This is a genomic window from Erwinia artemisiae, assembly GCF_051400835.1.
Taxonomy (GTDB): Bacteria; Pseudomonadota; Gammaproteobacteria; order Enterobacterales; family Enterobacteriaceae; genus Erwinia; species Erwinia aeris.
Genome location: NZ_JBLFFM010000002.1, coordinates 295,577 through 318,972, shown reverse-complemented (window position 1 = coordinate 318,972; position 23,396 = coordinate 295,577). Strand labels below are relative to the sequence as shown.

The 23,396-nt window shown below is 57.6% G+C and carries 20 protein-coding genes; 11 read left to right on the top strand and 9 right to left on the bottom strand.

What is annotated here, in order from left to right; translation table 11 throughout:
* Positions 1-66: 66 nt before the first annotated feature.
* Positions 67-1,155, top strand: a complete 1,089-nt coding sequence (locus ACMGEE_RS06050; protein ID WP_253454829.1) for a DUF1615 domain-containing protein — start codon at positions 67-69, stop codon at positions 1,153-1,155.
* A gap of 109 nt (positions 1,156-1,264) precedes the next feature.
* Positions 1,265-1,591, top strand: coding sequence for a helix-turn-helix domain-containing protein (locus ACMGEE_RS06045; protein WP_436829806.1), 327 nt, complete (start codon positions 1,265-1,267; stop codon positions 1,589-1,591).
* Between the two features lie 50 nt (positions 1,592-1,641).
* Here ACMGEE_RS06045 and ACMGEE_RS06040 read toward each other — a convergent pair whose 3' ends face one another.
* Positions 1,642-3,585 (bottom strand): methyl-accepting chemotaxis protein, encoded by a 1,944-nt coding sequence (locus ACMGEE_RS06040; RefSeq protein ID WP_436829805.1) that lies wholly within the window; start codon positions 3,583-3,585, stop codon positions 1,642-1,644.
* 227 nt (positions 3,586-3,812) lie between these two features.
* Here ACMGEE_RS06040 and ACMGEE_RS06035 point away from each other — a divergent pair, with 227 nt between their 5' ends.
* Positions 3,813-4,523 carry a Bax inhibitor-1/YccA family protein gene (locus ACMGEE_RS06035; protein WP_125288836.1) on the top strand — a complete coding sequence of 237 codons (711 nt, stop codon included), beginning with the start codon at positions 3,813-3,815 and terminating at the stop codon, positions 4,521-4,523.
* A 29-nt stretch (positions 4,524-4,552) separates the two neighbouring features.
* Here ACMGEE_RS06035 and ACMGEE_RS06030 read toward each other — a convergent pair whose 3' ends face one another.
* From ACMGEE_RS06030 to ACMGEE_RS06020, 3 genes are read right to left on the bottom strand one after another with little or no spacing between them, the layout of a single operon-like run.
* Positions 4,553-5,521, bottom strand: coding sequence for a lysylphosphatidylglycerol synthase domain-containing protein (locus ACMGEE_RS06030; RefSeq protein WP_253454825.1), 969 nt, complete (start codon positions 5,519-5,521; stop codon positions 4,553-4,555).
* Entirely contained in the window at positions 5,521-6,771 is a 1,251-nt protein-coding gene (gene clsB, locus ACMGEE_RS06025) for a cardiolipin synthase ClsB (protein ID WP_301729815.1), read from the bottom strand. The genes ACMGEE_RS06030 and clsB overlap by 1 nt, the downstream gene beginning before the upstream one ends.
* Positions 6,768-7,529, bottom strand: a complete 762-nt coding sequence (locus ACMGEE_RS06020; protein WP_436829804.1) for an endonuclease/exonuclease/phosphatase family protein — start codon at positions 7,527-7,529, stop codon at positions 6,768-6,770. The genes clsB and ACMGEE_RS06020 overlap by 4 nt, the downstream gene beginning before the upstream one ends.
* Positions 7,530-7,715: 186 nt before the next feature.
* On the opposite strand from ACMGEE_RS06020, the gene ACMGEE_RS06015 reads away from it, so the two are divergent.
* The 4 genes from ACMGEE_RS06015 to ACMGEE_RS06000 all read left to right on the top strand — a co-directional run bounded on the left by ACMGEE_RS06015 (position 7,716) and on the right by ACMGEE_RS06000 (position 12,072).
* Positions 7,716-8,096, top strand: a complete 381-nt coding sequence (locus ACMGEE_RS06015; protein WP_253454822.1) for a YbhQ family protein — start codon at positions 7,716-7,718, stop codon at positions 8,094-8,096.
* A 247-nt stretch (positions 8,097-8,343) separates the two neighbouring features.
* Positions 8,344-9,744: an ATP-dependent RNA helicase RhlE gene (rhlE, locus tag ACMGEE_RS06010; RefSeq protein WP_253454821.1), complete on the top strand. Its 1,401-nt coding sequence runs from the start codon at positions 8,344-8,346 to the stop codon at positions 9,742-9,744.
* 88 nt (positions 9,745-9,832) lie between these two features.
* The gene (dusC, locus tag ACMGEE_RS06005) at positions 9,833-10,780 is read left to right on the top strand and encodes a tRNA dihydrouridine(16) synthase DusC (protein ID WP_253454820.1); all 948 of its coding nucleotides are present in this window, start codon (positions 9,833-9,835) and stop codon (positions 10,778-10,780) included.
* A 101-nt stretch (positions 10,781-10,881) separates the two neighbouring features.
* Positions 10,882-12,072: an MFS transporter gene (locus ACMGEE_RS06000; protein WP_369894954.1), complete on the top strand. Its 1,191-nt coding sequence runs from the start codon at positions 10,882-10,884 to the stop codon at positions 12,070-12,072.
* A gap of 34 nt (positions 12,073-12,106) precedes the next feature.
* Here ACMGEE_RS06000 and ACMGEE_RS05995 read toward each other — a convergent pair whose 3' ends face one another.
* Entirely contained in the window at positions 12,107-13,714 is a 1,608-nt protein-coding gene (locus ACMGEE_RS05995) for an inorganic phosphate transporter (protein ID WP_253454818.1), read from the bottom strand.
* 220 nt (positions 13,715-13,934) lie between these two features.
* On the opposite strand from ACMGEE_RS05995, the gene ACMGEE_RS05990 reads away from it, so the two are divergent.
* The gene (locus ACMGEE_RS05990) at positions 13,935-14,948 is read left to right on the top strand and encodes a DUF481 domain-containing protein (RefSeq protein WP_301251281.1); all 1,014 of its coding nucleotides are present in this window, start codon (positions 13,935-13,937) and stop codon (positions 14,946-14,948) included.
* Positions 14,949-15,006: 58 nt separating this feature from the next.
* Here ACMGEE_RS05990 and treB read toward each other — a convergent pair whose 3' ends face one another.
* The 3 genes from treB to ACMGEE_RS05975 all read right to left on the bottom strand — a co-directional run bounded on the left by treB (position 15,007) and on the right by ACMGEE_RS05975 (position 19,901).
* Positions 15,007-16,428 (bottom strand): PTS trehalose transporter subunit IIBC, encoded by a 1,422-nt coding sequence (gene treB / locus ACMGEE_RS05985; RefSeq protein ID WP_436829803.1) that lies wholly within the window; start codon positions 16,426-16,428, stop codon positions 15,007-15,009.
* Between the two features lie 254 nt (positions 16,429-16,682).
* Positions 16,683-17,915: a L,D-transpeptidase family protein gene (locus ACMGEE_RS05980; RefSeq protein ID WP_436829802.1), complete on the bottom strand. Its 1,233-nt coding sequence runs from the start codon at positions 17,913-17,915 to the stop codon at positions 16,683-16,685.
* A gap of 171 nt (positions 17,916-18,086) precedes the next feature.
* On the bottom strand, positions 18,087-19,901 hold the full coding sequence (locus ACMGEE_RS05975; RefSeq protein WP_436829801.1) for a glycoside hydrolase family 15 protein: 1,815 nt from the start codon (positions 19,899-19,901) through the stop codon (positions 18,087-18,089).
* A gap of 142 nt (positions 19,902-20,043) precedes the next feature.
* On the opposite strand from ACMGEE_RS05975, the gene ACMGEE_RS05970 reads away from it, so the two are divergent.
* Positions 20,044-20,820, top strand: a complete 777-nt coding sequence (locus ACMGEE_RS05970) for an SDR family oxidoreductase (RefSeq protein WP_253454813.1) — start codon at positions 20,044-20,046, stop codon at positions 20,818-20,820.
* 39 nt (positions 20,821-20,859) lie between these two features.
* Here ACMGEE_RS05970 and ACMGEE_RS05965 read toward each other — a convergent pair whose 3' ends face one another.
* Positions 20,860-21,435: a DedA family protein gene (locus tag ACMGEE_RS05965; RefSeq protein WP_253454812.1), complete on the bottom strand. Its 576-nt coding sequence runs from the start codon at positions 21,433-21,435 to the stop codon at positions 20,860-20,862.
* 219 nt (positions 21,436-21,654) lie between these two features.
* On the opposite strand from ACMGEE_RS05965, the gene ACMGEE_RS05960 reads away from it, so the two are divergent.
* Positions 21,655-22,242, top strand: coding sequence for a Yip1 family protein (locus tag ACMGEE_RS05960; protein WP_436829800.1), 588 nt, complete (start codon positions 21,655-21,657; stop codon positions 22,240-22,242).
* A gap of 179 nt (positions 22,243-22,421) precedes the next feature.
* Positions 22,422-23,360 (top strand): D-alanyl-D-alanine endopeptidase, encoded by a 939-nt coding sequence (gene pbpG / locus ACMGEE_RS05955; RefSeq protein ID WP_253454811.1) that lies wholly within the window; start codon positions 22,422-22,424, stop codon positions 23,358-23,360.
* The last annotated feature ends 36 nt before the right edge of the window (positions 23,361-23,396 follow it).

Sequence of the window (23,396 nt, the reverse complement as noted above, 5' to 3'; positions counted from 1 at the left end):
CTCTGATGGATTAATCATGTTTCGCTGTGTAACCTTGAGGTAAATTTTTTTTACTCAGGGAAAGTCATGGTTTACTCCGCCGTTAAACGTCTGTCGCTGCTGGCCTTGCTGGTGCTGGCAGGCTGTAGCACTCAGCCTGAAAAGAAGCTGCCCGAGCGGCGCCCGGCCGATGTAAAAGCGCAGATCACCCGGCTGCTGCCGTCCAAAGTCAGCGATCGTCAGGGCTGGACCGACGACATCTTCGCCGCGTTCACCAGCCAGAAGCTCGATCCTTCCGTCAGCAACGTCTGCGCCGTTATTGCCGTCGCCGATCAGGAAACCACCTTTAATGCTAACGCCAGCGTGCCGGGCCTGCCGAAAATCGCCTGGGGCGAAATCGACCGCCGCGCGGGCAAGCTGCATATTCCCTCCTTCGTGGTGCGTACCGCGCTGCGGATCAAATCGCCGAACGGCGAGAGCTATACCGACAGGCTGGACAAGGTGCGCAGCGAAAAAGAGCTGAGCGCCATTTTTGATGATTTTATCAATATGGTGCCGATGGGGCAGACGCTGTTTGGCAACCTCAACCCTATCCACACCGGCGGCCCGATGCAGGTCAGCATTGCCTTTGCCGAGGCCCATGCCGATGGCTACCCTTACCCAATCGATGGCACTATTCGTCGGGAAGTGTTCAGCCGTCGCGGCGGCGTCTGGTTCGGCACCCGCCATCTGCTTGGCTATCCGGCTAACTACAGCAAAACGCTTTACCGCTTCGCGGATTTTAACGCGGGCTGGTATGCCAGCCGCAACGCGGCGTTTCAGGCTGCCGTGGCGCGGCTTAGCGGCATTAAACTGGCGCTGGACGGCGATTTGATCCAGTACGGTTCGGATGCGGCCGGCTCCACCGAGCTGGCGGTACGGGCGTTGCACTTAGGGTTAAGCGACGGCGCCATCCGCAGCGCGCTGGAGAAAGGCGAAACGCTGGCGTTTGAAAAAACCGACTTATGGCAGCAGGTGTTTGCCCGGGCGGATAAAAATGCCGGCAGGCGTCAGCCGCGCGAGATGCTGCCCGGTATTAAGCTGGAAAGCCCGAAAATTACCCGCAGTCTGACTACCGCCTGGTTCGCGCAGCGCGTGGACGGACGTTATCAAAGCTGTCTGGGACGGGCAAACTAAGTCGATATGGTTAAATATTGCGCTTTGCTACTGTCCTTAGTACGGTAGCATAAGCGCTGTCAGAGGCAGGAAGCACTGACCGCAGGAAAAATGCGAGAGGTTAAATTTGATGGTTGACCATTTAATGGACTTACAGGAAATCGCCCACGACTTTCATGAAGTCGGCGGCGTTTCTGCTGAAACCGTGCACTACATTGATGCCCGTGTTCGATTGCAGGAGCTACGCCAGCGTCTTCCGGCGGTGCAGGATATGCCCGGCCAGGCGATACGGCAGCTGCGCGAGCGTTTCGATCTCAGCCAGGCGATGCTGGCCGAATACGTCAATATGTCGGTGGTAACCATTTCCAAATGGGAGCGGGGCGAAAAGAAACCTAACGGCGCGGCGTTAAGGGTACTGAATACGCTGGCGCGCAAAGGCCCGGATGCTTTTGCCTGACGTTATCCTGAGCGATTAAGGCAGCCTCACTAAGAGGCTGCCATCTTCCGTTATGCCGATTCCAGCCTGAAAATTTGTACCGTTTGCGCCAGCTGTTTCGCCTGATCTTCCAGCGAAGCGGCGGCGGCGGACATCTGCTGAACTAAAGCGGAGTTCTGCTGCGTCGCGCCGTCCATCTGGTTGACGGCCACCGTCACCTGGCCAATGCCCTGCGACTGCTCGTCGGAAGCGTGCACGATCTCGCCGATAATCGTCTTCACGGAATTCACGGCGGTATTCATCTCCTGCATGGTTCTGCCCGCGTCCTGCACCAGCGAAACCCCGGTATTCACGCGCTGCGTTGATTCGCCAATCAGCGCCGAGATGTCTTTTACCGCGTTGGCGCTGCGCTGCGCCAGACTGCGTACTTCCGACGCCACCACGGCGAAACCACGGCCCTGTTCGCCAGCCCGAGCGGCTTCCACCGCGGCGTTAAGCGCCAGAATATTGGTCTGGAAAGCAATGCCGTTAATGATGCTGGTGATCGCACCGATTTTCTGCGAGCTTTCGTCAATCTGCTGCATGATTTCCACCACCTGCTGCACCAGCTGCTCGCCTCGCTGTGCGATAGCGGTGGCGTTATCGGTCAGCTCGGTGGCGCTGTGCGCGTTATCGGCATTGTGCTTCACCGTGGCGGTAAGCTGTTCCATGCTGGCGGCGGTCTCTTCCAGCGCGGCGGCCTGCTGTTCGGTACGTGATGCCAGATCGAGGTTGCCGGAAGCGATCTCTTCTGCGCCCTGGCGGACGGAATCGCTGGCGGAAATGATCTCGCCAACCATCGTGCGCAGCTGCTGCTGCATGGTCTGCATGGCGAAGAAAATGCTTTGCCTGTCCTGCGCGCCAACCGGAATATCCGCGCTGAGGTTGCCTTCCGCCACGCCAAGCGCGATTTCTGCGGCCTGAGAAGGTTCGCCGCCCACCGGCCGGGAGATTTTTCGGCTGAACAGCACACCCAGCACGGCGCAAACAATCACAATGCTCAGCACCATCATAATCAGCGCATGGATCAGCTGACGGTTAGCCTCCGCCATGACCGCGCTGACCGGCGCTACCACGCCCAGATACCAGGGCTGCTGGCTGTTGCCGATGGTCACAGGGCGCCAGGTTTCCAGCACATCCTCGCCCAGCACGTGGTCAAAATGCTGCACCACATCCTGGGTAAAGCCGTTGGTTTCGCCTTTATAGGCCTTGCCCGCTTCCGCTTTGTCAGGGCTGGACACCACCAGGCCTTTGTTGGAAAGCAGCAGCGCATAGCCGGTGCCGCTCCAGGGCTTCACCGCGCCCACGCTTTTTTGCAACGAGGCGAGCGAGATATCGGACGTGGCGACCGCTTTCAGCTGGCCGTTATCCATAATCACCGCCGCCACCGAGGTCAGCAGCGTCGGCACGCCGTTATAGGCGTAGCTGTAAGGTTCAATCAACACATCCTTTTGCAGCTTTTGCGGGATCAGATAGTAGTCGCCCTGGCCGGGCGTGAAGATGGATTCCAGATTATGCATGGCGAAATTGCCTGCGCTGTCGCGATCGACAAAGCGCGCGAAACGTCCCTGCGGCGGCGTACCAGGCTGGGCGGCGAATTCCGCATCTTTGCCGTCAAAGGCATTGGCTTCAAAGGTGATCGACAGCGACAGATAGTTCGGATTCTGCTTCATGGCTGCCTTCATTAACTCTTCCGCGACTTTGCGGTCGGGCACGCCAGCGGCGGGCAGGGCGAGAATGCTCTGGCCCATATCTCTGGCTACCGTGCGGGCGTAATCAAGGCTTTGCTGCACGCTGAGCGCGTTGCTTTGGGCAATTTGTCCCAGATACTGCTCGGCGATTTTGCGCTGTTGCTGGCTGGACTGCCAGCTGAGCAGGCCAATAGTGATGGTAAAACCGAGCGTGATAGTTAACGCGCCGGTCAGGAGCATCATGGTGCGCGTGCTCATTTTTCGCTTCTGGTGTGGCTTGTTCATCAGGAACCCCTGGAGTGAATTAAATTGTTCTCAGACTTCCCGGTAAGCGTTCTCCCTGTGTTCACTCTATCGGCAAAAAATGGTTGACCTTTATACAGTCGCGGGGCGTCAGGCCAGGTTTGTGGTGCAAGGGAAATTTTTGTCACGAAAAAGCTACAGGCGCTGCTGGCCCAACCCGGCCGGACTGTGCCAGACTTAGCAGTAAATTCACCTTAAAGGAGAGCATCATGGAAAGATATCCTCGTTCCAACGGTTCTATTGTTTCCGGCGCCACCACGGGCCTGCAAACCTACATGGCGCAGGTCTACGGCTGGATGACCTGCGGTCTGCTGCTGACCGCTTTCGTGTCCTGGTTTGCGGCCAACACCCCTGCGGTCATGCAGCTGGTTTTTGCCAATAAAATTACCTTTTACGGGCTGATTATCGCCCAGCTGGCCGTGGTCTTTGTGCTGTCCGGCATGGTGCACAAGCTGAGCGGCGCGGTCGCGACCGGTCTGTTTATGCTCTATTCGGCGCTGACCGGGCTGACGCTGGCCAGCATCTTTTTGCTATACACCTATTCGTCTATCGCCAGCACTTTTGTGGTCACGGGCGGGATGTTCGGCGTAATGAGCTTCTGGGGCTATACCACTAAGCGCGATCTGAGCCGGATGGGCAGCATCCTGTTTATGGCGCTGATCGGTATTCTGCTGGCGTCGCTGGTTAACTTCTGGCTGAAAAGCACCGCGCTGATGTGGGCCGTTACCTATATCGGCGTGCTGGTGTTCGTCGGGCTGACCGCGTATGACACGCAGAAGCTGAAAAATATCGGCGAGAATATTGATGTGCGGGATAAAGAGAATCTGCGCCGCCACTCGATTATGGGCGCGCTGACGTTGTATCTGGACTTTATTAACCTGTTCCTGATGCTGCTGCGGATTTTCGGCAACCGCCGTTAATGAACAAGGGGCGTTTACCGCCCCTTTTTTTACGCCTGCTTTTGCATATCCTGCTGGTTTTTATGCCTCAGGCTTTTCGCCCGGCTCTCCAGCCACAGATAAAGCACCAGCGCCAACAGCAGCGGCGCGATAAAGTAGATGACGCGATAGGCCAATAGCCCGGCGATAATGGCGCCGTGCGACAGATGCTCGCCGCTCAACAGCGCCAGGAATACCGCTTCCAGCACGCCAATCCCGGCAGGGATATGAATAATCACGCCCGCAATACTGCTGATCAGCAGCACGCCCAGCACCTGAGGATAATCAACCTGCTGCGCAAACAGCAGCCAGATAATCATCCCCATCACCAGCCAGTTAGCGCTGGACACCGCAAACTGCAGCATCGCCATGCGGAAAGAGGGCAAAGCCAGCTTGTGGCCTTTTACCGTCCAGCGGCGACGTTTGGAGAAGGCGCAGAGCGCAAGATAAAACACCACAAAGGCCAGCAGCCCCACGCCGATCGCGCGCAGCGTGCCTTCGCCAATAAACCAGCCTTTGGGGATCGGCACCGCGCCGCTGCTGAAAACGATACCGGCCACCAGCACGTAGCCCAGCCAGTTGGTGGCGATACTGAGCGAAAAAATACGCGTAATGGTGCTGCCGCTCAGGCCGAGCCGCGAATAGAGCCGGTAGCGCATCGCCACGCCGCCTACCCAGGTACTGAGCGTCAGGTTAAAGGCGTAGCAGATAAACGACACCAGCATCACCTGCCGCTTTTGCAGCTTGTGGCCGCAGTAGGCCTGGCCGATTAAATCGTAGAGGCCATAGGTCAGATAGCTGACCACCACCAGAGCTACGGAGGCGAGAATAGCCGTGCGGTTATAGTTGGTAATAACGTTAAGCACGTCATGCCAGTTAACCTTGCGGGCGTAAATCACCAGCAGCACGATTACCGCGATAAAAAACAGGCCGGTCAGCCCTTTTTTTATCCATTTCCAGCGAGCATGTGACTGAGACATCAGGATTTAGCCCTCTCTTTTTCACTGTCAGATTCGACGCGATCCTGGGTTTCCATTTCAGGCTGCACCGGCGGCGCGATCTGCGCCAGCTTAGGCGTATGCGCGGGCAGCCAGCCGGCAATCGCCGGGAAATGCCGCAGGAAGTGGAAGACCACAATGCTTTTCCCCAGCTGCCACCAGTTTTGAGGAGGGAGCTTATCTTCATCCACCCGTACGCAATCTTCGGCCAGCAAACGCGCCAGTTCGGTGCGCAGGGTCTGGTTGAATGCGCGATCGTGAATGATCAGATTCGCCTCCAGATTCAGCGACAGGCTAAGCGGATCGAGATTGCTGGAGCCAACCGTTGACCAGAATTTATCCTGGATGGCAATTTTGGCATGGAGCGGACGCCGGATATATTCGTATACCTCCACGCCGCCGCCGACCAGATAGTTATACAGCAGCTCTGCGCCGACCTTGACGATCGGCATATCGGGCTTGCCCTGCACGATCAATTTCACCGATACGCCGCGCTGGGCCGCCGAGCGCATTTCGCGCAGCAGACGATAGCCGGGGAAGAAATAGGCGTTGGCGATAATCACCTCTTCTTTGGCCTCGCGCAGCATATCGATATAGTGTTGCTCGATATCGTCGCGGTGCTCGTCGTTATCTCGCCAGACAAACAGCACCTGCGCATCGCCCGGCGCACGGTTGCGCACGGCGCGGTGCGACCGTCCGTTCCACCAGCGCCTGACAGGCTGTTCGCTGTTGATCGCCTCCTTGACGTAGCGGGCAATATCTTCCACCACCGGGCCTTTGACCTCGACGGTGTAGTCCTGCTTCGCTTCCTCGCCGTAGCTGGAATTATGCTCGGCGGAATAGTTAATGCCGCCGACAAAAGCGATTTCACCGTCGCAAACCACGGTTTTACGGTGCATGCGGCGGAAAACGTTGGTTCTCATGCCAAGCACCAGCGGGCGCGGATCGTAAAAGATAAAGCGCACGCCAGCGGAGGTGAGACTGCGGATAAATTCCGGCGAAAGGTCGTTAGAGCCATAGCCGTCCAGCAGCATTTCAACCTTTACGCCGCGCGTGGCGGCATCCAGAATAACTTCCTGCAGGGCTTTCCCGACTTCATCCTCAAAAAGAATAAAAGTTTCCAGCAGCACGCTCTCTTTTGCGCGGCGGATCGCCTCGAAGACGCGGGGAAAATATTGTTCGCCATTGGCCAACAGGCGCAGGCGATTACCGTCACGCCATTCCGTTTTCATAAGTGTATCTCCACAGCCAGAGGCGCGTGATCGGACAGGTGCGACCAGGGTCGCAGCGGTATTTTTTGCGGATGACTGACGGCGGCATTACGAACGTAAATTCGATCCAGTCGTAACAGAGGAAAGCGGGCAGGGAAGGTACGTGCCGGGCGGCCGTTTTTCTGGCTGAATACCTCTTCCATCCCCGCTCCTCGTTGTAATATTTTATTGGCTTTTTGCTGCCAGTCGTTGAAGTCGCCCGCCACCACCACGGGTTCATCCGGCGGCAGACTATTAAGCAGCTCGCAGAGCATGGTTAGCTGAGCGGCGCGATGCGCGTCCCGCAGGCCCAGATGCACGCAGACGGTATGCAAAATCTTGTCGCTGTCGGGGAGCGTTATTTTACAGTACAGGAGGCCCCGCTTTTCCGTGCCCTCTACGGAGATATCCCGGTTTTCATAGGACAAAATGGGAAAACGGGACAGCAGCGCGTTGCCATGATGGCCTTCAGGATAGACGGCGTTGCGCCCATAGGCGAAATCTTGCCACATCATCTCGGCAAGAAATTCGTAATGGGGCGTGTCGGGCCAGTTCTGCACCTTAATAGAGTGCAGATCGTGAGAGCCCATGACCTCCTGCAAAAAGACAATATCGGCCGAGGTATCTCTGACCGCATCCCTTAATTCCGGCAAAATAAAACGCTTATTGGTCGCGCTGAAACCCATGTGCGTATTGATCGTCAGGACTTTTAATGAAAATCCTTGCGGTTTTTGTGACATACTGTGCGCGCTCTCCTCTTCGGATCAGGAAGAGTAAAGTGTAGTCCTTGTCACAAAAGTGTGCCGCTAAGTGCAGAAATTTACGGCATTAATTAAGAACTACGGTAGTCTGATGAAATGCGTTGTCACTTACTGTGACAGCCAGGCTTGGGCAGACCTCAGTCAGGTCTGTCGGGAGATAAAATAATGAAATGGTCCAATCGTGTTCAGATTGTTACCGGACAAACCTGTGTCCATATCACGCTGCACCTGCTGCTGATTGCCGCCCTTGTCTGGGGCTGGCAGCATCATGCGCTGTTCCAGGTCAGCTCGGTGTTACTGGCGATGTACGCCAGCGTCTTTATCGTCATGCTGCCGGCCCAGCGCCTGCCGCGTTTACGTCGCCTGGGCGACTTCCTGGAAGACGTCACCACCACTTACTATTTTGGCGCCGCGATGCTGGTGCTGTATCTGCTGTCCCGCGTAGTGCATAACAACCTGCTGCTGGGCTGCGTTGGCGTGGTCATGCTGACCGGGCCCGCCGTGGTTTCGCTGCTGGCTAAAGAGCCGGTGCGCGTTCGCCGTTAACGCCGGGCGGGCCGCGACGGCCCGCCATCCTGCAGCTTCCCGGCCCCTGTTCCCGTGATAAACCCGCCGCTTTTTTGACCGTGAAAGAATATTTCGCGCCGGGCGTGGAACATCTGTTATAATCCGGCCCTTACGCACCGTGGTTTGTGCCCCCTTTCAAGCGTCAGGCTGAGCCTGGCGTCATATTCTCCCCCTGGAAACTACACCGCTTGTCGCGGTCAGGGCGGAACCGGAGTCAGTCAACTTTATGTCATTTGATTCTCTCGGCCTTAATGCCGATATTTTGCGTGCAGTTAACGAACAGGGCTATAACGAGCCAACCCCTATTCAGCGTCAGGCGATCCCTGTCGTACTGGGCGGGCGCGACCTGATGGCCAGCGCCCAGACCGGTACCGGTAAAACCGCTGGTTTTACGCTGCCGCTGCTGCAGCTGCTGAGCAGCTCAAGCCCGCATCCAAAAGGTCGCCGCCCCGTTCGCGCGCTGATCTTAACCCCAACCCGCGAGCTGGCCGCGCAGGTTGGCGAAAACGTGCGCGATTACAGTAAATATCTGGATCTGCGCTCGCTGGTCGTCTTTGGCGGCGTCAGCATCAACCCGCAGATGATGAAGCTGCGCGGCGGCGTTGACGTGCTGGTGGCAACACCGGGCCGTCTGCTGGATCTGGAGCATCAGAACGCGCTGGATCTGTCACAGGTTGAAATCCTGGTGCTGGACGAAGCGGACCGTATGCTGGATATGGGCTTTATCCACGATATCCGTCGCGTGCTGTCCAAGCTGCCGGCTAAGCGTCAAAACCTGCTGTTTTCCGCTACCTTCTCCGACGAGATCAAAACCCTGGCGGAAAAACTGCTGCATAACCCGGAGCAGGTGGAAGTGGCTCGCCGCAACACCGCTTCCGAGCAGATTACCCAGCACGTGCACTTTGTGGACAAAAAGCGCAAGCGGGAACTGCTTTCTTTCCTGATTGGTCGCGACAACTGGCAGCAGGTGCTGGTGTTTACCCGCACCAAGCACGGCGCTAACCATCTGGCTGAACAGCTGAATAAAGATGGCATCACCGCCGCCGCCATCCACGGCAACAAGAGCCAGGGCGCGCGTACCCGTGCGCTGAGCGACTTTAAAGACGGCAACATTCGCGTACTGGTGGCGACCGACATCGCTGCGCGCGGTATCGATATTTCCGAACTGCCGCACGTAGTTAACTACGAGCTGCCGAACGTGCCGGAAGATTATGTGCACCGTATCGGCCGTACGGGTCGTGCTGCCGCCACCGGCGAAGCGCTGTCGCTGGTCTGCGTGGACGAGCACAAGCTGCTACGCGATATCGAGCGCGTGCTGAAGCGTGAGATCCCGCGTATCGCTATTGAAGGCTACGAGCCGGATCCGAGCATCAAAGCGGAGCCGATTCAGAACGGTCGTCAGCAGCGTGGCGGCGGTGGCGGCGGTGCAGGCCGTGGTCGCGGCGCGCCGCAGGGCAATCGCGGCGGCGAACGCGGTCGTAGCGGTAACGGCGGTGGCCGTAGCCAGGCAGCCAGCGGCGAGCGTAGCCAGTCGGAGCGTCAGGGCAGCGGCCCACGTCGTCAGGGCGAAAGCGCTGGCGCACCGCGCACCAACAAAACCCGTCAGCGTCGTTCTAATCCGGCGTAACGGTAAATAAAGGGGATCGCCCGATCCCCTTGTTTTCGCTGGCGGTTAAGCCAGCCTCCTCTTTCCTTTATCAGCAACGGTTTGTGACATGCGCGTTTTACTTGCCCCGATGGAGGGCGTGCTTGATTCACTGGTGCGCGAACTGCTCACCGACGTCAACGATTACGATCTCTGTATCACCGAGTTTCTGCGGGTGGTCGATCAGCTTTTGCCTGCCAAATCCTTTTACCGGCTCTGTCCGGAGCTGCTTCACGCCAGCCGTACGCCTTCCGGCACGCTGGTGCGTATTCAGCTGCTGGGTCAGTATCCTGAATGGCTGGCGGAAAACGCGGCGCGCGCGGTGGAGCTGGGCTCCTGGGGCGTCGATCTGAACTGCGGCTGTCCTTCCAAAACCGTTAACGGCAGCGGCGGCGGCGCCACCCTGCTGAAAGATCCCGAGCTGATTTATCGCGGCGCGAAAGCGATGCGCGCAGCCGTTCCTGCGCATTTGCCGGTGACGGTGAAGGTGCGGCTGGGATGGGAGTCAGGCGCGCGACAGTTTGAAATCGCGGATGCGGTAGAGCAGGCCGGCGCCAGCGAACTGGTGGTGCACGGGCGAACCAAAGAAGATGGTTACAAGCCGGAGCGGATTAACTGGCAGGCGATTGGCGAGATCCGCCAGCGTCTGACTATCCCGGTTATCGCCAACGGTGAAATCTGGGACTGGCAAAGCGCTCAGGATTGTCTGCGGGTAACGGGCTGCGACGCCGTGATGATCGGGCGCGGCGCGCTTAATGTGCCCAATCTGAGCCGGGTGATTAAATATAACGAACCGCCTTTGCCCTGGCCGCAGGTGGTGACGCTGCTACAGCGCTACGTGCAGCTGGAAAAACAGGGTGATACCGGGCTTTATCATGTTGCCAGGATCAAACAGTGGCTGGGCTATCTGCGCAAAGCCTATCAGGAAGCCAGCGATCTGTTTAGCCAGGTACGCGCGTTGAAAACCTCAGGCGAGATCGCGCTGGCGGTGGATCGCTATGCGTTAACGGTGAGATAACTCGCCGTTCCTATTACAAATTTGTAACATTTAGCCGCAGGATCTCACCTTGTGCTAAGGGTATGATGTGAGGCTTATCATACTTATTTTCCGGCTCTGACATGTCTGCGATCCCAGCCTTATCCAGCGCTCAGCTCAACAAGCGCATTATTTCCGTGGTGATTTTCACCTTCTTTTGCTACCTCTCTATCGGTCTGCCGCTGGCGGTTCTGCCTGGCTACGTGCATAACCAGTTGGGCTACAGCACCTTTATCGCTGGCTTAATTATCAGCCTGCAATACTTCGCTACCCTGATCAGCCGTCCACAGGCCGGGCGCTATGCCGATCTGCTCGGCCCGAAAAAAGTGGTGCTGATGGGCCTGGTGCTGTGCGGCGCCAGCGGTTTGTTCAGCATCCTGGCGGTGATGTTTAGCACGCCGCTAACCAGCCTGATTTTATTGGCTATCGGGCGCGTTATGTTAGGGCTGGGCGAAAGCCTGACCGCCACCGGCTCCATTCTCTGGGGCATTAATATTGTCGGCACCACGCAAAGCGCGCGGGTAATCTCCTGGAACGGCGTGGCGACCTATCTGGCGATGGCGATGGGCGCGCCGCTGGGCGTGATGCTTAACGCCGCCTTCGGCATCCCTGGTTTTGCCGGATTGATTGTGCTGATGGCGGTTTTTGGTTTCTGGCTGGCGTCTCGCCGTGCGGCGGTGGTGGTCACTACAGGCCAGCGCATTCCGTTTAACCAGGTGTTTTCCCGTATCTGGCCGTACGGACTCTGTCTGGGGTTGGGCACTATCGGCTTCGGCGTTATCGCCACCTTTATCACGCTCTATTTTGCCAGCCACGGCTGGCGCGGCGCGGCCTTTTCGCTGACGCTGTTCAGCGCGGGTTTTGTGGCGATGCGTCTGGTGTTCAGCAACTTTATCAGCCGGTTTGGCGGCCTGCGCGTTTCCGCCTGCTCTTTCGCTATCGAGTGCGTTGGCCTGCTGATTATCTGGCAGGCGCACTCGTCGCTGGTGGTGGATATCGGCGCGTTTCTGACCGGCTCCGGCTTTTCGCTGATCTTTCCGGCGCTGGGCGTGGAGGCTATCAGGCAGGTGGCGCCGCAAAACCAGGGATCGGCGCTCGGCCTCTATTCTGCCTTTCTGGATTTTGGCCTGGGCATCACCGGGCCGGTGGCGGGACTGCTGATAGGGCGCTGGGGTATTGATACCGTTTATCTGGCAGCGGCTGTGGTGGTGGCTTTTGCGCTGGTGGTGATTATGCGGTTACGCCTGCGGGCGGGCGCAGCGTTAGAAAACTAAGGCTGCATCAAGGTGATGCAGCCTGAAGCGGCGGTTAAAAGCGGGTAAAAAGCCAGTAAAGCGAGGCGGAAAGCAGGATCGACACCGGCAGCGTTAATATCCAGGCCATGGCCAGGTTGCGCAGCGTGGCAAGCTGTAGCCCGGAACGGTTAGCGGCCATGGTGCCCGCCACGCCGGAAGAGAGCACGTGCGTGGTGGAAACCGGCAGTCCAAAACCATCTGCGGCGCCGATAGTCGCCATTGCCACCAGCTCCGCGCTGGCGCCCTGGGCGTAACTCAGGTGCGTTTTGCCGATTTTTTCACCCACCGTTACCACGATCCTGCGCCAGCCCACCATCGTCCCCAGACCCAGCGCGATAGCGACCACCACCTTCACCCACCAGGGAATAAAGCGCGTGGCGTTATCCAGCTCTGCCTTCAGCGCATCCAGATCCCGCTGCGTCTGCGCGGGCAGCCTGAACTGCGGTTCGCTCTTCAGATGCTTGATGGTTTCCGAAGCCAGATACATAGTATTGCGGGTATTAGAAACGGCCTGCGCCGGGATCTTATCCACGGTGCCGTATTGTCGGATCTGATCGCCAATAGCGCCGGTTAGCTGCGCCAGCGCGGGAAGAACCTGCGGCGTCAGCGTGGTGGTGCGCACGTAGGCCGTCAGCACGTCGTAGGGCGAAGCGGGCATCGGCACGCCGGACGACTGGCGCAGCAGCTCCTGTTGCGTCACGGTAGCCAGCGCCGCCACGCGCGGGCTTTGTTCAGCAGGGATAGAACGGTTCAGCGCGTAGGCCATCGGCATGGTGCCGACCAGGATCAGCATTATCAGCCCCATGCCTTTCTGACCGTCGTTGGAACCGTGCGCGAAAGAGACGCCGGTACAGGTTAAAATCAGCAGCCCGCGTATCCACACCGGCGGCTTGCGGTTGCCCTGCGGCGCGCTATACAGGCGACGATTTTTCACCACGCGCTTCATCACCAGCAGCAGCAGGCCCGCGCAGACAAAGCCCACTACCGGCGACAGCAGCAGCGCATAGCCCACTTTCAGCGCCTGATCCCAGTCCACGCCGCTGGTGCCGGTACGGCCGTGGATCAGCGCGTTCGCCACGCCGACGCCGATAATAGAGCCGATAAGCGTATGGGAAGAGGAGGCGGGCAGGCCAAACCACCAGGTGCCCAGGTTCCAGAGAATAGCGGAAAACAGCAGCGCATAAACCATCGCGAAGCCGCCGCCGCTGCTCGCCTGTAAAATCAGCTCCACGGGCAGCAGCGAAATAATGCCGAAGGCGACCACGCCGCTGGAAAGCAGCACGCCCAGGAAGTTAAAAAATCCCGACCAAATCACCGCCACGGTTGGCGTCAGCGAGTGGGTATAGATCACCGTCGCCACGGCGTTGGCCGTATCGTGAAAGCCGTTGACGAACTCAAAGCCCAGCGCAATCAGCAGCGCCATGCCGAGCAGCAGATAGGGAACGTAGCTGGTGCTGGCGCCGCCCGCGTCGCTGACGTCACGAAAGAGGTTCACGCCGGCGAAGGCGATGCCCAGCACCAGCAGCAGAATAAACAGCAGCACGGAGAGCCGACTGTTCTTTTGGAAAACGGGGCGACTGCTGGCCGCCGGATAGTGCGGTACTGCGCTATTGTCGCTCATAAATCCTCTCAGCCGTCAGCGAAAAAGAGACACCTGTCTGAAGATGTACGCAGGCTTGATGACAGTAAGATGACCGAAATAGCATCTGATAACGCCTACTAACGCAGCATATAACGTTAATCGCCTTATTTATCAGATATATTCCCGTGCTTAGCGCCCGCGTTATCAACCAGGATATAAAGACACTCGTCCACCGTTTCAGAGGATTCTGTTCACGCCTATGTCTTATTCTTTATTTCGCCCGCGGCTTACCGGCCTGCTATTACTGCCCGTGCTGGCGACGGGGGCTGCCCGCGCCGATACGGTCTGGATGAAAAATGGCGATCGCCTCAGCGGTACCATCCGCTCGTTAAGCGACGGCAAACTGGTGATGGACAGCAGCTACGGCGGTACGCTTTCGCTGGACTGGGGGGCGGTCAGCACGCTTTCCAGTGAAAAGGCGATAGATCTGCGCAGCGGCGATACGGTGTTTAAAGCGCAGCTGGAAGCCGCCGATCGGGGCTATATTGTGGTGCGGCGCGGCGATGACGAGCAGCGCGTTCAGGTTGCGAAGTTCGACGAATTTATGAAGCCTAAACCCAAAACCGACGCGCTGACCTGGACCGGCAATATCGATGTGGGCGTCAGCCTGAAAAAAGCCTCTACCCATACTCAGGACTCGCATTTCGCTTACAACAACAAGGTCAACGTGGGCAAATGGCGTAACGATTTCGGCGGCACCTATACGCGCGAAAAAGAAGACGACAGCATGAACACCGAAAACTACAGCCTTCGCTATGCGCTGGACTATAAGTTTCAGGATCGGCTGTTCTGGCAGGGCAGGGCCAGCTACAAGCGCGACTGGGTGGAGGATCTTTCCGAACAGGCGCTGCTGGGCACCGGCCCTGGCTATCAGTTCTGGGATGACGAGCTGGGTTCTTTCTCGCTGGCCCTGCTGGGCGGCGCGTTTACCTATGGCTATAGCGACGGCAGTTATGACAGTCATTTAGGCGCGTCGCTGCGCTGGGACTATCAGCGCTTTCTTGAGGGCAGAAAGATTGCGCTGTTCAGCCACGGCGACGCGGGGCATTCGCTGGATGGCAACATCTTTACGCTGGATGCGGAAGTCGGCCTGCGTTACCAGCTGACCAGCTGGTCTTCGCTGAACGTCAGCTACGGCCATAACCTGGTCAGCGGCACGCGCGATACGCTCAACGAGCGTAACTTTACTACCGGTTTGGGCCTGAAATGGTAGCGCCCGGAGGTCTTCGCCGCAGACGGACTAACGCTCCGTCATTTTTAGCGGCCTTTTCTCAGACTACCAGCAGCTTGCCGGCGGCCTGTTTGCGTTTGTAAATCGCCATCGTAAGCAGCAGCGGAATAACAATAGCGACGACCATCGCCATGCCAAACACGGCCCAATATTGCGTTTTAACCGACAAAATAGCCGGCAGCCCGCCAACGCCAATCCCGTTCGCCATCACGCCGGAAAGCCCGCAGATAAGACCGGCGCAGGCCGATCCCACCATGCCGCACAGCATGGGAAAACGGTATTTCATGTTGATCCCGTACATGGCCGGTTCGGTTACGCCCAGATAAGCGGAGATAGCCGCTGGTACGGAGATTTCACGCTCGTTCACTTTTTTGCTCATAAAGATGATGCCGAGCACCGCTGACCCCTGCGCCATGTTCGACAGGGCGATAATGGGCCAGACCGGTGTGCCGCCAAGATTCTGGATCAGCTGTAAATCTACCGCCAGCGTGGTCTGATGCACGCCGGTGATAACCAGCGGGGCATACAAAAAGCCAAACAGCGCGGAGCCGACAGGGGCAAAAGGCCCGGTCATCAGGTGGCTAACACCCCAGGCGATGCCGTTACCGACAATGCGGCCAAAAGGCCCAATAAGGGTATGCGCCAGAAACACCGCGACCAGCAGCGACACCACTGGTACCACCACCAGCGTTAAATAATCCGGCACGATACGCTTCAGCTTAAGCTCAATCCATGCCAGCGTCAGGCCAGCCAGAATTGAAGGGATAACCTGAGACTGATAGCCAACCTTATCGATAGTGAACCAGCCAAAGTTCCAGGACTCAGGCACCTGCTGGCCCAACAGGTAAGCATTCATCAGCTGCGGCGACACCAGGGTAATACCCAGCACGATCCCTAAAATCGGGGTGCCGCCCATTTTTTTAACCACCGACCAGCACAGACCTACCGGAATATAAAAGAAGATCGCCTCGCCGATTAACCACAGGAAATCGTAAACGCTTTTCCATACTACCGACGCGGCGGTAAGCGGAGCATCGTTATAAAGCGGTAAATCCCCAATCAGATTACGGAAGCCTAATATTAACCCTCCGCTGATAAGCGCCGGCAGCAGCGGGAAAAAGATTTCGGCAAAGTGCGAGATCAGGCTTTCGTGCCATTTCATATTCTGCCTGGCGACCCGCTTGGCGCTTTCTTTATCGGTGCCGCTAAGCTGTGTTTGTTTGAGCAGCACCTGATACCAGTCATCGACATCCGTGCCGATAACCACCTGAAACTGACCGGCATTGGTAAAACAGCCTTTTACCATCGGCAGCGTTTCAATCTCTTTGGGCCTGGCTTTCGCCGGATCGTTAAGCACAAATCTGAGCCTTGTAATACAATGGCTCACCGTTGCTATATTTTCTTTTCCGCCCACCAGTTCGATCAGTTTATCAATATCCTGAGCATTACTTTTTTTCGCCATTTTGCCTTCCAGAGATGAAAGATAAGTTTTGCTGGCCATTGTTGTTTTAATGGAATGACGTTGCGTTTTTAAAACGTAGCCGTTAAAAAAATAATCTCTGGCAGGAATGTATTAATTATTGAAAACGATCACAGAACAGGTTCAGAAAAAATTGAAAGTTGCGGGAGAGAACGGTAAGAAAGCCCACGGTGTTCAATAAAAAACGGGCCATAAGCCCGTTTTTGCTGGTCAGTAAAGTCTGGCGTTGCGTTCGCTTACAGCGGTGCTGGCGCAGCGGCTTTCGCTGCCGGTTTGGTGGTCTTATCGTAAACCGGGCCAGGCTGCGCCGGCACGACAAAGCCGTTGTCGCCTGCCGCCGGCGCCTGCGGCGCGTCGGTTGCGCCTTCGCCGGTGGCCTGACCGTCTACGGTCGCAGGTGCGGGCTGGCCGTCTACCGTAGCCGCCGGGGCCGCCTCGCCGCCCACGTTAGCGCCCTGCGGCGTAACTGGCGTGGTTGGCTGCTCTGTTGGCTGCGCACTGTTGTTCTCCTGAACAGGGATCGGGGCCGCATAGCCGTTGCCGGACGCACCGTTGACCTTGGTCGGCATGCCGGTACGGGCTTTCAGCGCGGCTTCGAGGCTTGCGCTGTCCACGCTGGCGTCGCCAACCACTTTATTCACGGCGGCGGTCAGCGTCAGCGGCACCGGCTCGCGAGAGTTGAACTGCTCTTCGGTCTGCGACAGCGGGTTGTGCACCTCGATATAGCGGGTGCCGTCCGGCTCCACGCTCGCCTTCACCGGCTGGTCGATAAACTGTACGCGCGTACCCACAGGCACGTTGTCGAACAGCCATTTGATATCGTCGGCGCGCAGGCGCACGCAGCCGTGGCTGACGCGCAGGCCGATGCCAAAGTTAGCGTTGGTGCCGTGGATAGCGTACAGGCGGCCGATATAGAGCGCGTAAAGGCCCATCGGGTTGTCCGGGCCGGCCGGGAAGATCGGCGGCAGCGGCGAACCGGCCGCTGCGGCGTCTTCATGCATCTTTTTCGTCGGCGTCCAGGTTGGGCCGTCTTTCTTGCTTTGTACCGTTGTCGTCCAGTTTACCGGCGTATCTTTACCCAGTTCGCCCACGCCGACCGGCAGCACGACCACGGTCTTACCGCCTTTCGGATAGTAATAAAGACGCATTTCAGCGCTGTTGATCACCACCCCTTCGCGCGGCGCGTCGGGCAGGATCAGCTGCTGAGGCACGATCAGTTTTGAGCCTGCTTTCGGCAGATAGACATCCACGCCGGGATTGGCTTCGAGCATATTGCTCAGGCCCATCTGATACTGTGCGGCAAACGCCTCCAGCGGCAGTTTGCTGTCCTGAGGCACGGTAATTTCAATGTTTTCGCCAATAAGACGGCTGTTGGCGGCGGGCAGATTATAAACCACGGCAAAAGCAGACTGGCTGTAAGCGGTGGCGGCCAGCAGTAAAGTGGCTAACGCGCGGATGCTTTTTTTCATATTCTTCAAGGTATTGCGCCATGTAAACTGTGGATAAAGGAGCCTGTGCAGGTCAGCTGTGACCGGCTGCACATTATATGGTCATAACTCAGCAGGAATAAACCTGCATTTGCGGCCAAAGGCCAGCTTTACGTAAATTTAGCCGCAGAGCGTTCTCTGCGGCACGCCGCGTCAGGGCTGCCATAGCGGATCGTCGCCGTTCAGCTTGCGGTTCAGGAAAAAGGCCGCGCTGATCAGCGCCAGATGGCTGAGCGCCTGCGGCGTATTGCCTAACGCATAGCCCTGGTGATCGAACTCCTCGGCATAAAGCCCGAGCGGATTGGCATAGCTTAGCAGTTTTTCAAATTCAAAATGGGCTTCGTAAACCCGCCCGGCGCGCGCAAGGCACTCTACGTACCAGAACGAACAGGCGGTAAAGGAGCCTTCCGTGCCTTCCAGCCCGTCAGCCGGCGTTTCGGTTCGGTTATAGCGTTTAACCAGGCCGTCACTGACCAGCTTATCTTTAATGACGTCGAGCGTCGCCAGCCAGTCAGGATCGGTCGCGCCGACGAACCTCACCAGCGGCATCAGCAGCATTGAGGCGTCAACAAAGTCGCCGTGGCGTGTGGCAACGAAATGGCCCTGTTCTTCATTCCAGAAGTTTGTCCAGATATCTTCGCGGATCTCGTCGCGGATGCGTAGCCAGCGCTCATAGGGAAACGACAGCGAGCGCTTCTGGCCCAGCCGTATCGCCCGATCCAGCGCGACCCAGCACATCAGGCGCGAATGCAGAAAATGTTCCGGTTCACCGCGCATTTCCCAAATCCCCGCATCGGGCTTGTTCCAGTTTTCGCCGACGTGATCGATCATTTTACTGACGTGTAGCCAGCCGCGATGGGAGATGGCCTCGCCATATTTATTAGCCAGGTAAACGGCGTCCATCAGCTCGCCATAGATATCCAGCTGCGTCTGATTCCAGGCGTCGTTGCCGATGCGTACCGGCGTGGAGTTCGCGTAGCCGGAAAGATTAAGCAGCTCGCTTTCGTGCAGCTCGGTACCGCTGTCGATGCGATACATTACCTGGAGTTTTTCCACGTCGTGATGGCTGTTTTCGACGCAGCGCCCAACCCAATGCGTAAAGTGGCGGGCTTCATCGACGTAGCCCAGCCGCATCAGCGCGTACATGCTGAAAGAGGCGTCGCGCAGCCACGAGGCGCGATAGTCCCAGTTGCGTTCACCGCCCAGCTCCTCCGGCAGGCCGAAGGTGGCGGCGGCGGCGATCGAGCCGTGCTTCCACGAGGTCAGCAGCTTCAGGGTCAGCGCCGAACGGGTCACCATTTCCTGCCAGCGGCCGCGATAGGTGCTTTTCGCGCTCCAGTCGCGCCAGAAACGCAGCGTATCCTGGAAACACAGGGCGGTCTTTTCCTCATCCACCTTCTCGTCGTCCGCGCAGCCCAGCACGAACTCGCGGTGTTCGCCAGCCTGTAAGGTAAAAGTAGAATTTGCCGCGTTGTGCGCCAGCTGGAAGTCAGCTTTACCGCTCAACCGCAGCGTGGGCTGGTTCTCCGCGCTGAAGAGTACGTCGCCCTCGCTCAGGCTGGCCGTAGTCTCCGCGCGGGCATAGTCATGAACCGGCGCGCAGCGCAGCGTAAACGTTGCTTCGCCATGAATGACCTTAACCCGTCGGATCAGGCGTGGCTGCCGGTCTTCCGGCTGGCAGAGCGGCATATAGTCGGTAATTTCCGCCACGCCTTTGCGATCCAGCCAGCGGGTTTGCAGAATATTGGTATCAGGCAGATAAAGCTGCTGGCGGCGCGCCTCCGGCCAGTCAGGCTCAATGCTGAACAGGCCCGCTTCGTCGCCGTCCAGCAGCGCGGTAAACACGGACGGGCTGTCCAGATCCGGCCAGCAAAAGTAGTCGATTGCGCCATCGTTGGCGACTAAAGCACAGGTGCGTAAATCCCCGATAACGCCATGATCCTCGATCTTTCTTTTTATCTTGCTCATGCCCCTTCCTCGGGTAGCCGGTTGTTTTTTAACTATAGCCAGCGTCCGGCGGGACGGGCGTCAGGAAGCGCAAGCAAGTGTAAATGCCGCTGAATCTCCCTCATCTATACTTAGCTTTTTTACAGCGACCGAGGAGAAACCCATGAGTAAAGCAGAGCAGAAAGTTGCCGTTGTTACCGCTTCCGATTCCGGGATAGGCAAGGCCAGCGCGATTATGTTAGCGGAGCAGGGGTACGATATCGGCATTACCTGGCGCTCGGATGAAAAGGGCGCGCAGGATACGGCGGAACGGGTGCGTGCACTGGGCAGGAGAGCGGAAATTCAGCATCTTGACCTGGCGGATCCGCAGGAGGGCGGCAAGGCGCTGGAGGCGTTAATCAGTAAACTCGGCCGCATTGACGCCCTGGTCAATAACGCCGGCACCAACGATAAATCTCCTTTTCTGGAAACCTCGTTTGATTCGTGGCGGAAAGTCTTTACCGTGGACGTGGACGGCGCTTTTATCTGTGGGCAAATTGCCGCGCGCCATATGGTTGAACAGGGCGAGGGCGGCAGGATTGTCAATATTACCTCTGTACACGAGCACACGCCGCTGCCGGATTCGACGGCCTACACCGCTGCCAAACATGCGCTGGGCGGCCTGACCAAATCGATGGCGCTGAGCCTGATGCCGCATAACATTCTGGTAAATTCGGTAGCGCCCGGCGCGATCGCCACGCCGATGAACGACATGAGCGATGATGATGCCCGTAACGTTTCTATTCCGGAGATCCCGGCAGGCCGACCGGGCGATCCGCGTGAAATAGCCAGCATGGTCGCCTGGCTCTGTTCCGAATGGGCCAGCTACACTACCGGGCAGTCTTTTGTGATAGACGGCGGCTTTACGCTGGCGAACCCGCAGTTCTATATTCAGAAGTAGCCGATGACAAAGGGCGACCTCGCCCTTTGTCTGTCAGCATTACTCTTCATCCGTCTGGTGCGCCGCGCGGCGCTTAAACCAAATCCTTACTCCCCAGACCAGCGCCACAATCAGCACCACCCAGAAAATCTGCTTGAGGTGGCGATCCAGCGTATGCAGCCACGGCGCGATAACCTGGCCGCCGATATAGCCCAGCGAAACGAAAATCAGCGCCCACAGCACCGCGCCAATCACGTTCAGCAGCATAAATTTTTGTGGCTTCAGGCGGCTGGAACCGATGATAATCGGGCCGACAATTCTCAGGCCGTACATAAAGCGTACGCCGATCACAAACAGTACCGGCCGCTTACGGATTAACGAGTTGGCTTTTTTGATCTGCTTCTGATGTTTTGTAAATTTTTTAAGGATATTTGCGCCGTAGTAACGGCCGAGGAAAAAGAGCGCGGTATCGCCCAGAATGCCGCCCGCCATCGCCACCAGCACCACCAGACCGTAGTGCAGCAGGCCTTCATGCGCCGCCACGCCGCCCAGCAGCGTGAAGGTTTCCCCTTCGGCAATACAGCCTAAAAACAGCGCCACGTAACCGTACTGCGTGATCAGTTGATTGATATCCATTTGCCTTTGCTCCTGCGGTTAATGCGCTAAAAGCTCTTAGTCTAAACGTTGATGACCAAAGCGGGACAAAAGTTGCCGTAAAGCGCACTTTTTTTCGTAACAAACAGAACCGCTTAGCCTGCGGACGCGGCGTTTAAAAAATAAACAGTTTACGATCGTTTATACTTTATCCTGACCCGCCAGTCCGCTGCGGCCTCTCAAAGCTAAAGGAGTGAAGATATGAACCATGTCTGGGGACTTCTTGCGCATCCTGACCGTGAAATGCGCGATATCCGGCAAGAAAACGAAACCGTTTCGCATCACTATACCCATCACGTTTTATTGATGGCGCTGATCCCGGTGATTTGTGCGTTTATCGGCACCACCCGACTGGGTTGGGACTTTGGCGCGCAGCGTACCGTTCAGCTGTCACTGATGACTGCTTTTGCCCTTGCCATTATGTTTTATGGCCTGATTTTAGGCGGCGTTGCGGTGATGGGCCGGGTGATCCACTGGATGGCGCGGAACTATCCGCAACGTCCCAGCCTGCAACGCTGTACCGTTTTTGCGGGCTATGTCGCTACGCCGCTGTTTATCAGCGGGCTGGTCGCGCTTTATCCGCTGGTCTGGCTTTGCGTTTTTGTCGGCGCGCTGGCGCTGGCCTATACCGGCTATCTGCTGTACCTCGGCATCCCTATGTTTCTGAATATCGACCGGGAAGAAAGCCTGCGCTTTTCCGGCTCGACGCTGGCGATTGGCGTGCTGGTCTTTGAAGTGCTGCTGGCCATGACCGTGGTTCTTTGGGGCTACGGCTATCGCCTGTTCTGACTGTCGCCGCCGTCGGGTCGCCGACGGCGGATTCGTTACGCCCGGATACGAATATCCCTTAGGAAAAAGATGAGTCACCATCGTATGATGACGCCGCCAGCCCCCGCGTGGCGTGCATTTCGCGGCGGCGGCGTATGGCCTGGCCATACCTGAATCACTACCCGATTAAGTTTTCAATAATGCCTGCAAAAATTCGCTTGTCTCTTTTAAGTTTGGCCCTGCTTTTTTCCGGACAGGTTGCTGTGCATCAGGCCGCTGCCAGCCCGCACGAGGTCTCGCTGGCGCAACCGCAGATTGCCTCCGGCAGCGCGATGATTGTCGATCTCAATACAAATAAAGTGATCTACGAAAGCCATCCCGATCTGGTGCGGCCGATGGCCTCTATCACCAAACTGATGACGGTGATGGTGGCGCTCGATGCGCATCTGCCGATGAACGAGATGCTGAAAGTGGATATCAGCCATACGCCGGAAATGCGCGGCGTCTTTTCCCGCGTGCGTTTAAACAGCGAAATCAGCCGCAAAGATATGATGCTGCTGGCGCTGATGTCCTCGGAAAACCGGGCGGCCGCCAGCCTGGCGCATCACTATCCCGGCGGCTACGACGCCTTTATCCGGGCGATGAACGCGAAAGCGCGCGAGCTGGGCATGACCCATACCCGTTACGTAGAGCCTACCGGGCTGTCGATTCAGAACGTGTCGACCGCGCGCGATCTCACTAAGCTGCTGATCGCCAGCAAGCGCTATCCGCTGCTTGGGCAGCTGAGCACCACCCATGAAGAGATGGCAACCTTCGCCAATCCACCCTATACGCTGCCGTTCCGTAACACTAACCATCTGGTTTACCGGCCTGACTGGAATATCCAGCTGACCAAAACCGGCTTCACCAATCAGGCGGGCCACTGCCTGGTAATGCGCACCGTCATCAAACAGCGTCCGGTGGCGCTGGTGGTACTGGACGCTTTTGGAAAATATACCCACTTTGCCGACGCTAATCGTCTGCGCAGCTGGCTGGAAACGGGGAAAGTTTCGCCGGTTCCCGCCGCCGCCCTGAGCTATAAAAAGCAGCGCGCGGCGGAAATGGTCAGCAATGGCGGTAACGGCGACGTTACTGAATAGTTAAGCATCTGCTGGTTTTCAGGCGGGCAAACCCCT

Excerpts from the sequence above, each read along its gene's own strand:
- ACMGEE_RS06050 (WP_253454829.1), top strand. The coding sequence starts at position 67 with ATGGTTTACTCCGCCGTTAAACGTCTGTCGCTGCTGGCCTTGCTGGTG.
- ACMGEE_RS06045 (WP_436829806.1), top strand. The coding sequence starts at position 1,265 with ATGGTTGACCATTTAATGGACTTACAGGAAATCGCCCACGACTTTCAT.
- ACMGEE_RS06040 (WP_436829805.1), bottom strand. The coding sequence starts at position 3,585 with ATGAACAAGCCACACCAGAAGCGAAAAATGAGCACGCGCACCATGATG.
- ACMGEE_RS06035 (WP_125288836.1), top strand. The coding sequence starts at position 3,813 with ATGGAAAGATATCCTCGTTCCAACGGTTCTATTGTTTCCGGCGCCACC.
- ACMGEE_RS06030 (WP_253454825.1), bottom strand. The coding sequence starts at position 5,521 with ATGTCTCAGTCACATGCTCGCTGGAAATGGATAAAAAAAGGGCTGACC.
- clsB (WP_301729815.1), bottom strand. The coding sequence starts at position 6,771 with ATGAAAACGGAATGGCGTGACGGTAATCGCCTGCGCCTGTTGGCCAAT.
- ACMGEE_RS06020 (WP_436829804.1), bottom strand. The coding sequence starts at position 7,529 with ATGTCACAAAAACCGCAAGGATTTTCATTAAAAGTCCTGACGATCAAT.
- ACMGEE_RS06015 (WP_253454822.1), top strand. The coding sequence starts at position 7,716 with ATGAAATGGTCCAATCGTGTTCAGATTGTTACCGGACAAACCTGTGTC.
- rhlE (WP_253454821.1), top strand. The coding sequence starts at position 8,344 with ATGTCATTTGATTCTCTCGGCCTTAATGCCGATATTTTGCGTGCAGTT.
- dusC (WP_253454820.1), top strand. The coding sequence starts at position 9,833 with ATGCGCGTTTTACTTGCCCCGATGGAGGGCGTGCTTGATTCACTGGTG.
- ACMGEE_RS06000 (WP_369894954.1), top strand. The coding sequence starts at position 10,882 with ATGTCTGCGATCCCAGCCTTATCCAGCGCTCAGCTCAACAAGCGCATT.
- ACMGEE_RS05995 (WP_253454818.1), bottom strand. The coding sequence starts at position 13,714 with ATGAGCGACAATAGCGCAGTACCGCACTATCCGGCGGCCAGCAGTCGC.
- ACMGEE_RS05990 (WP_301251281.1), top strand. The coding sequence starts at position 13,935 with ATGTCTTATTCTTTATTTCGCCCGCGGCTTACCGGCCTGCTATTACTG.
- treB (WP_436829803.1), bottom strand. The coding sequence starts at position 16,428 with ATGGCGAAAAAAAGTAATGCTCAGGATATTGATAAACTGATCGAACTG.
- ACMGEE_RS05980 (WP_436829802.1), bottom strand. The coding sequence starts at position 17,915 with ATGAAAAAAAGCATCCGCGCGTTAGCCACTTTACTGCTGGCCGCCACC.
- ACMGEE_RS05975 (WP_436829801.1), bottom strand. The coding sequence starts at position 19,901 with ATGAGCAAGATAAAAAGAAAGATCGAGGATCATGGCGTTATCGGGGAT.
- ACMGEE_RS05970 (WP_253454813.1), top strand. The coding sequence starts at position 20,044 with ATGAGTAAAGCAGAGCAGAAAGTTGCCGTTGTTACCGCTTCCGATTCC.
- ACMGEE_RS05965 (WP_253454812.1), bottom strand. The coding sequence starts at position 21,435 with ATGGATATCAATCAACTGATCACGCAGTACGGTTACGTGGCGCTGTTT.
- ACMGEE_RS05960 (WP_436829800.1), top strand. The coding sequence starts at position 21,655 with ATGAACCATGTCTGGGGACTTCTTGCGCATCCTGACCGTGAAATGCGC.
- pbpG (WP_253454811.1), top strand. The coding sequence starts at position 22,422 with ATGCCTGCAAAAATTCGCTTGTCTCTTTTAAGTTTGGCCCTGCTTTTT.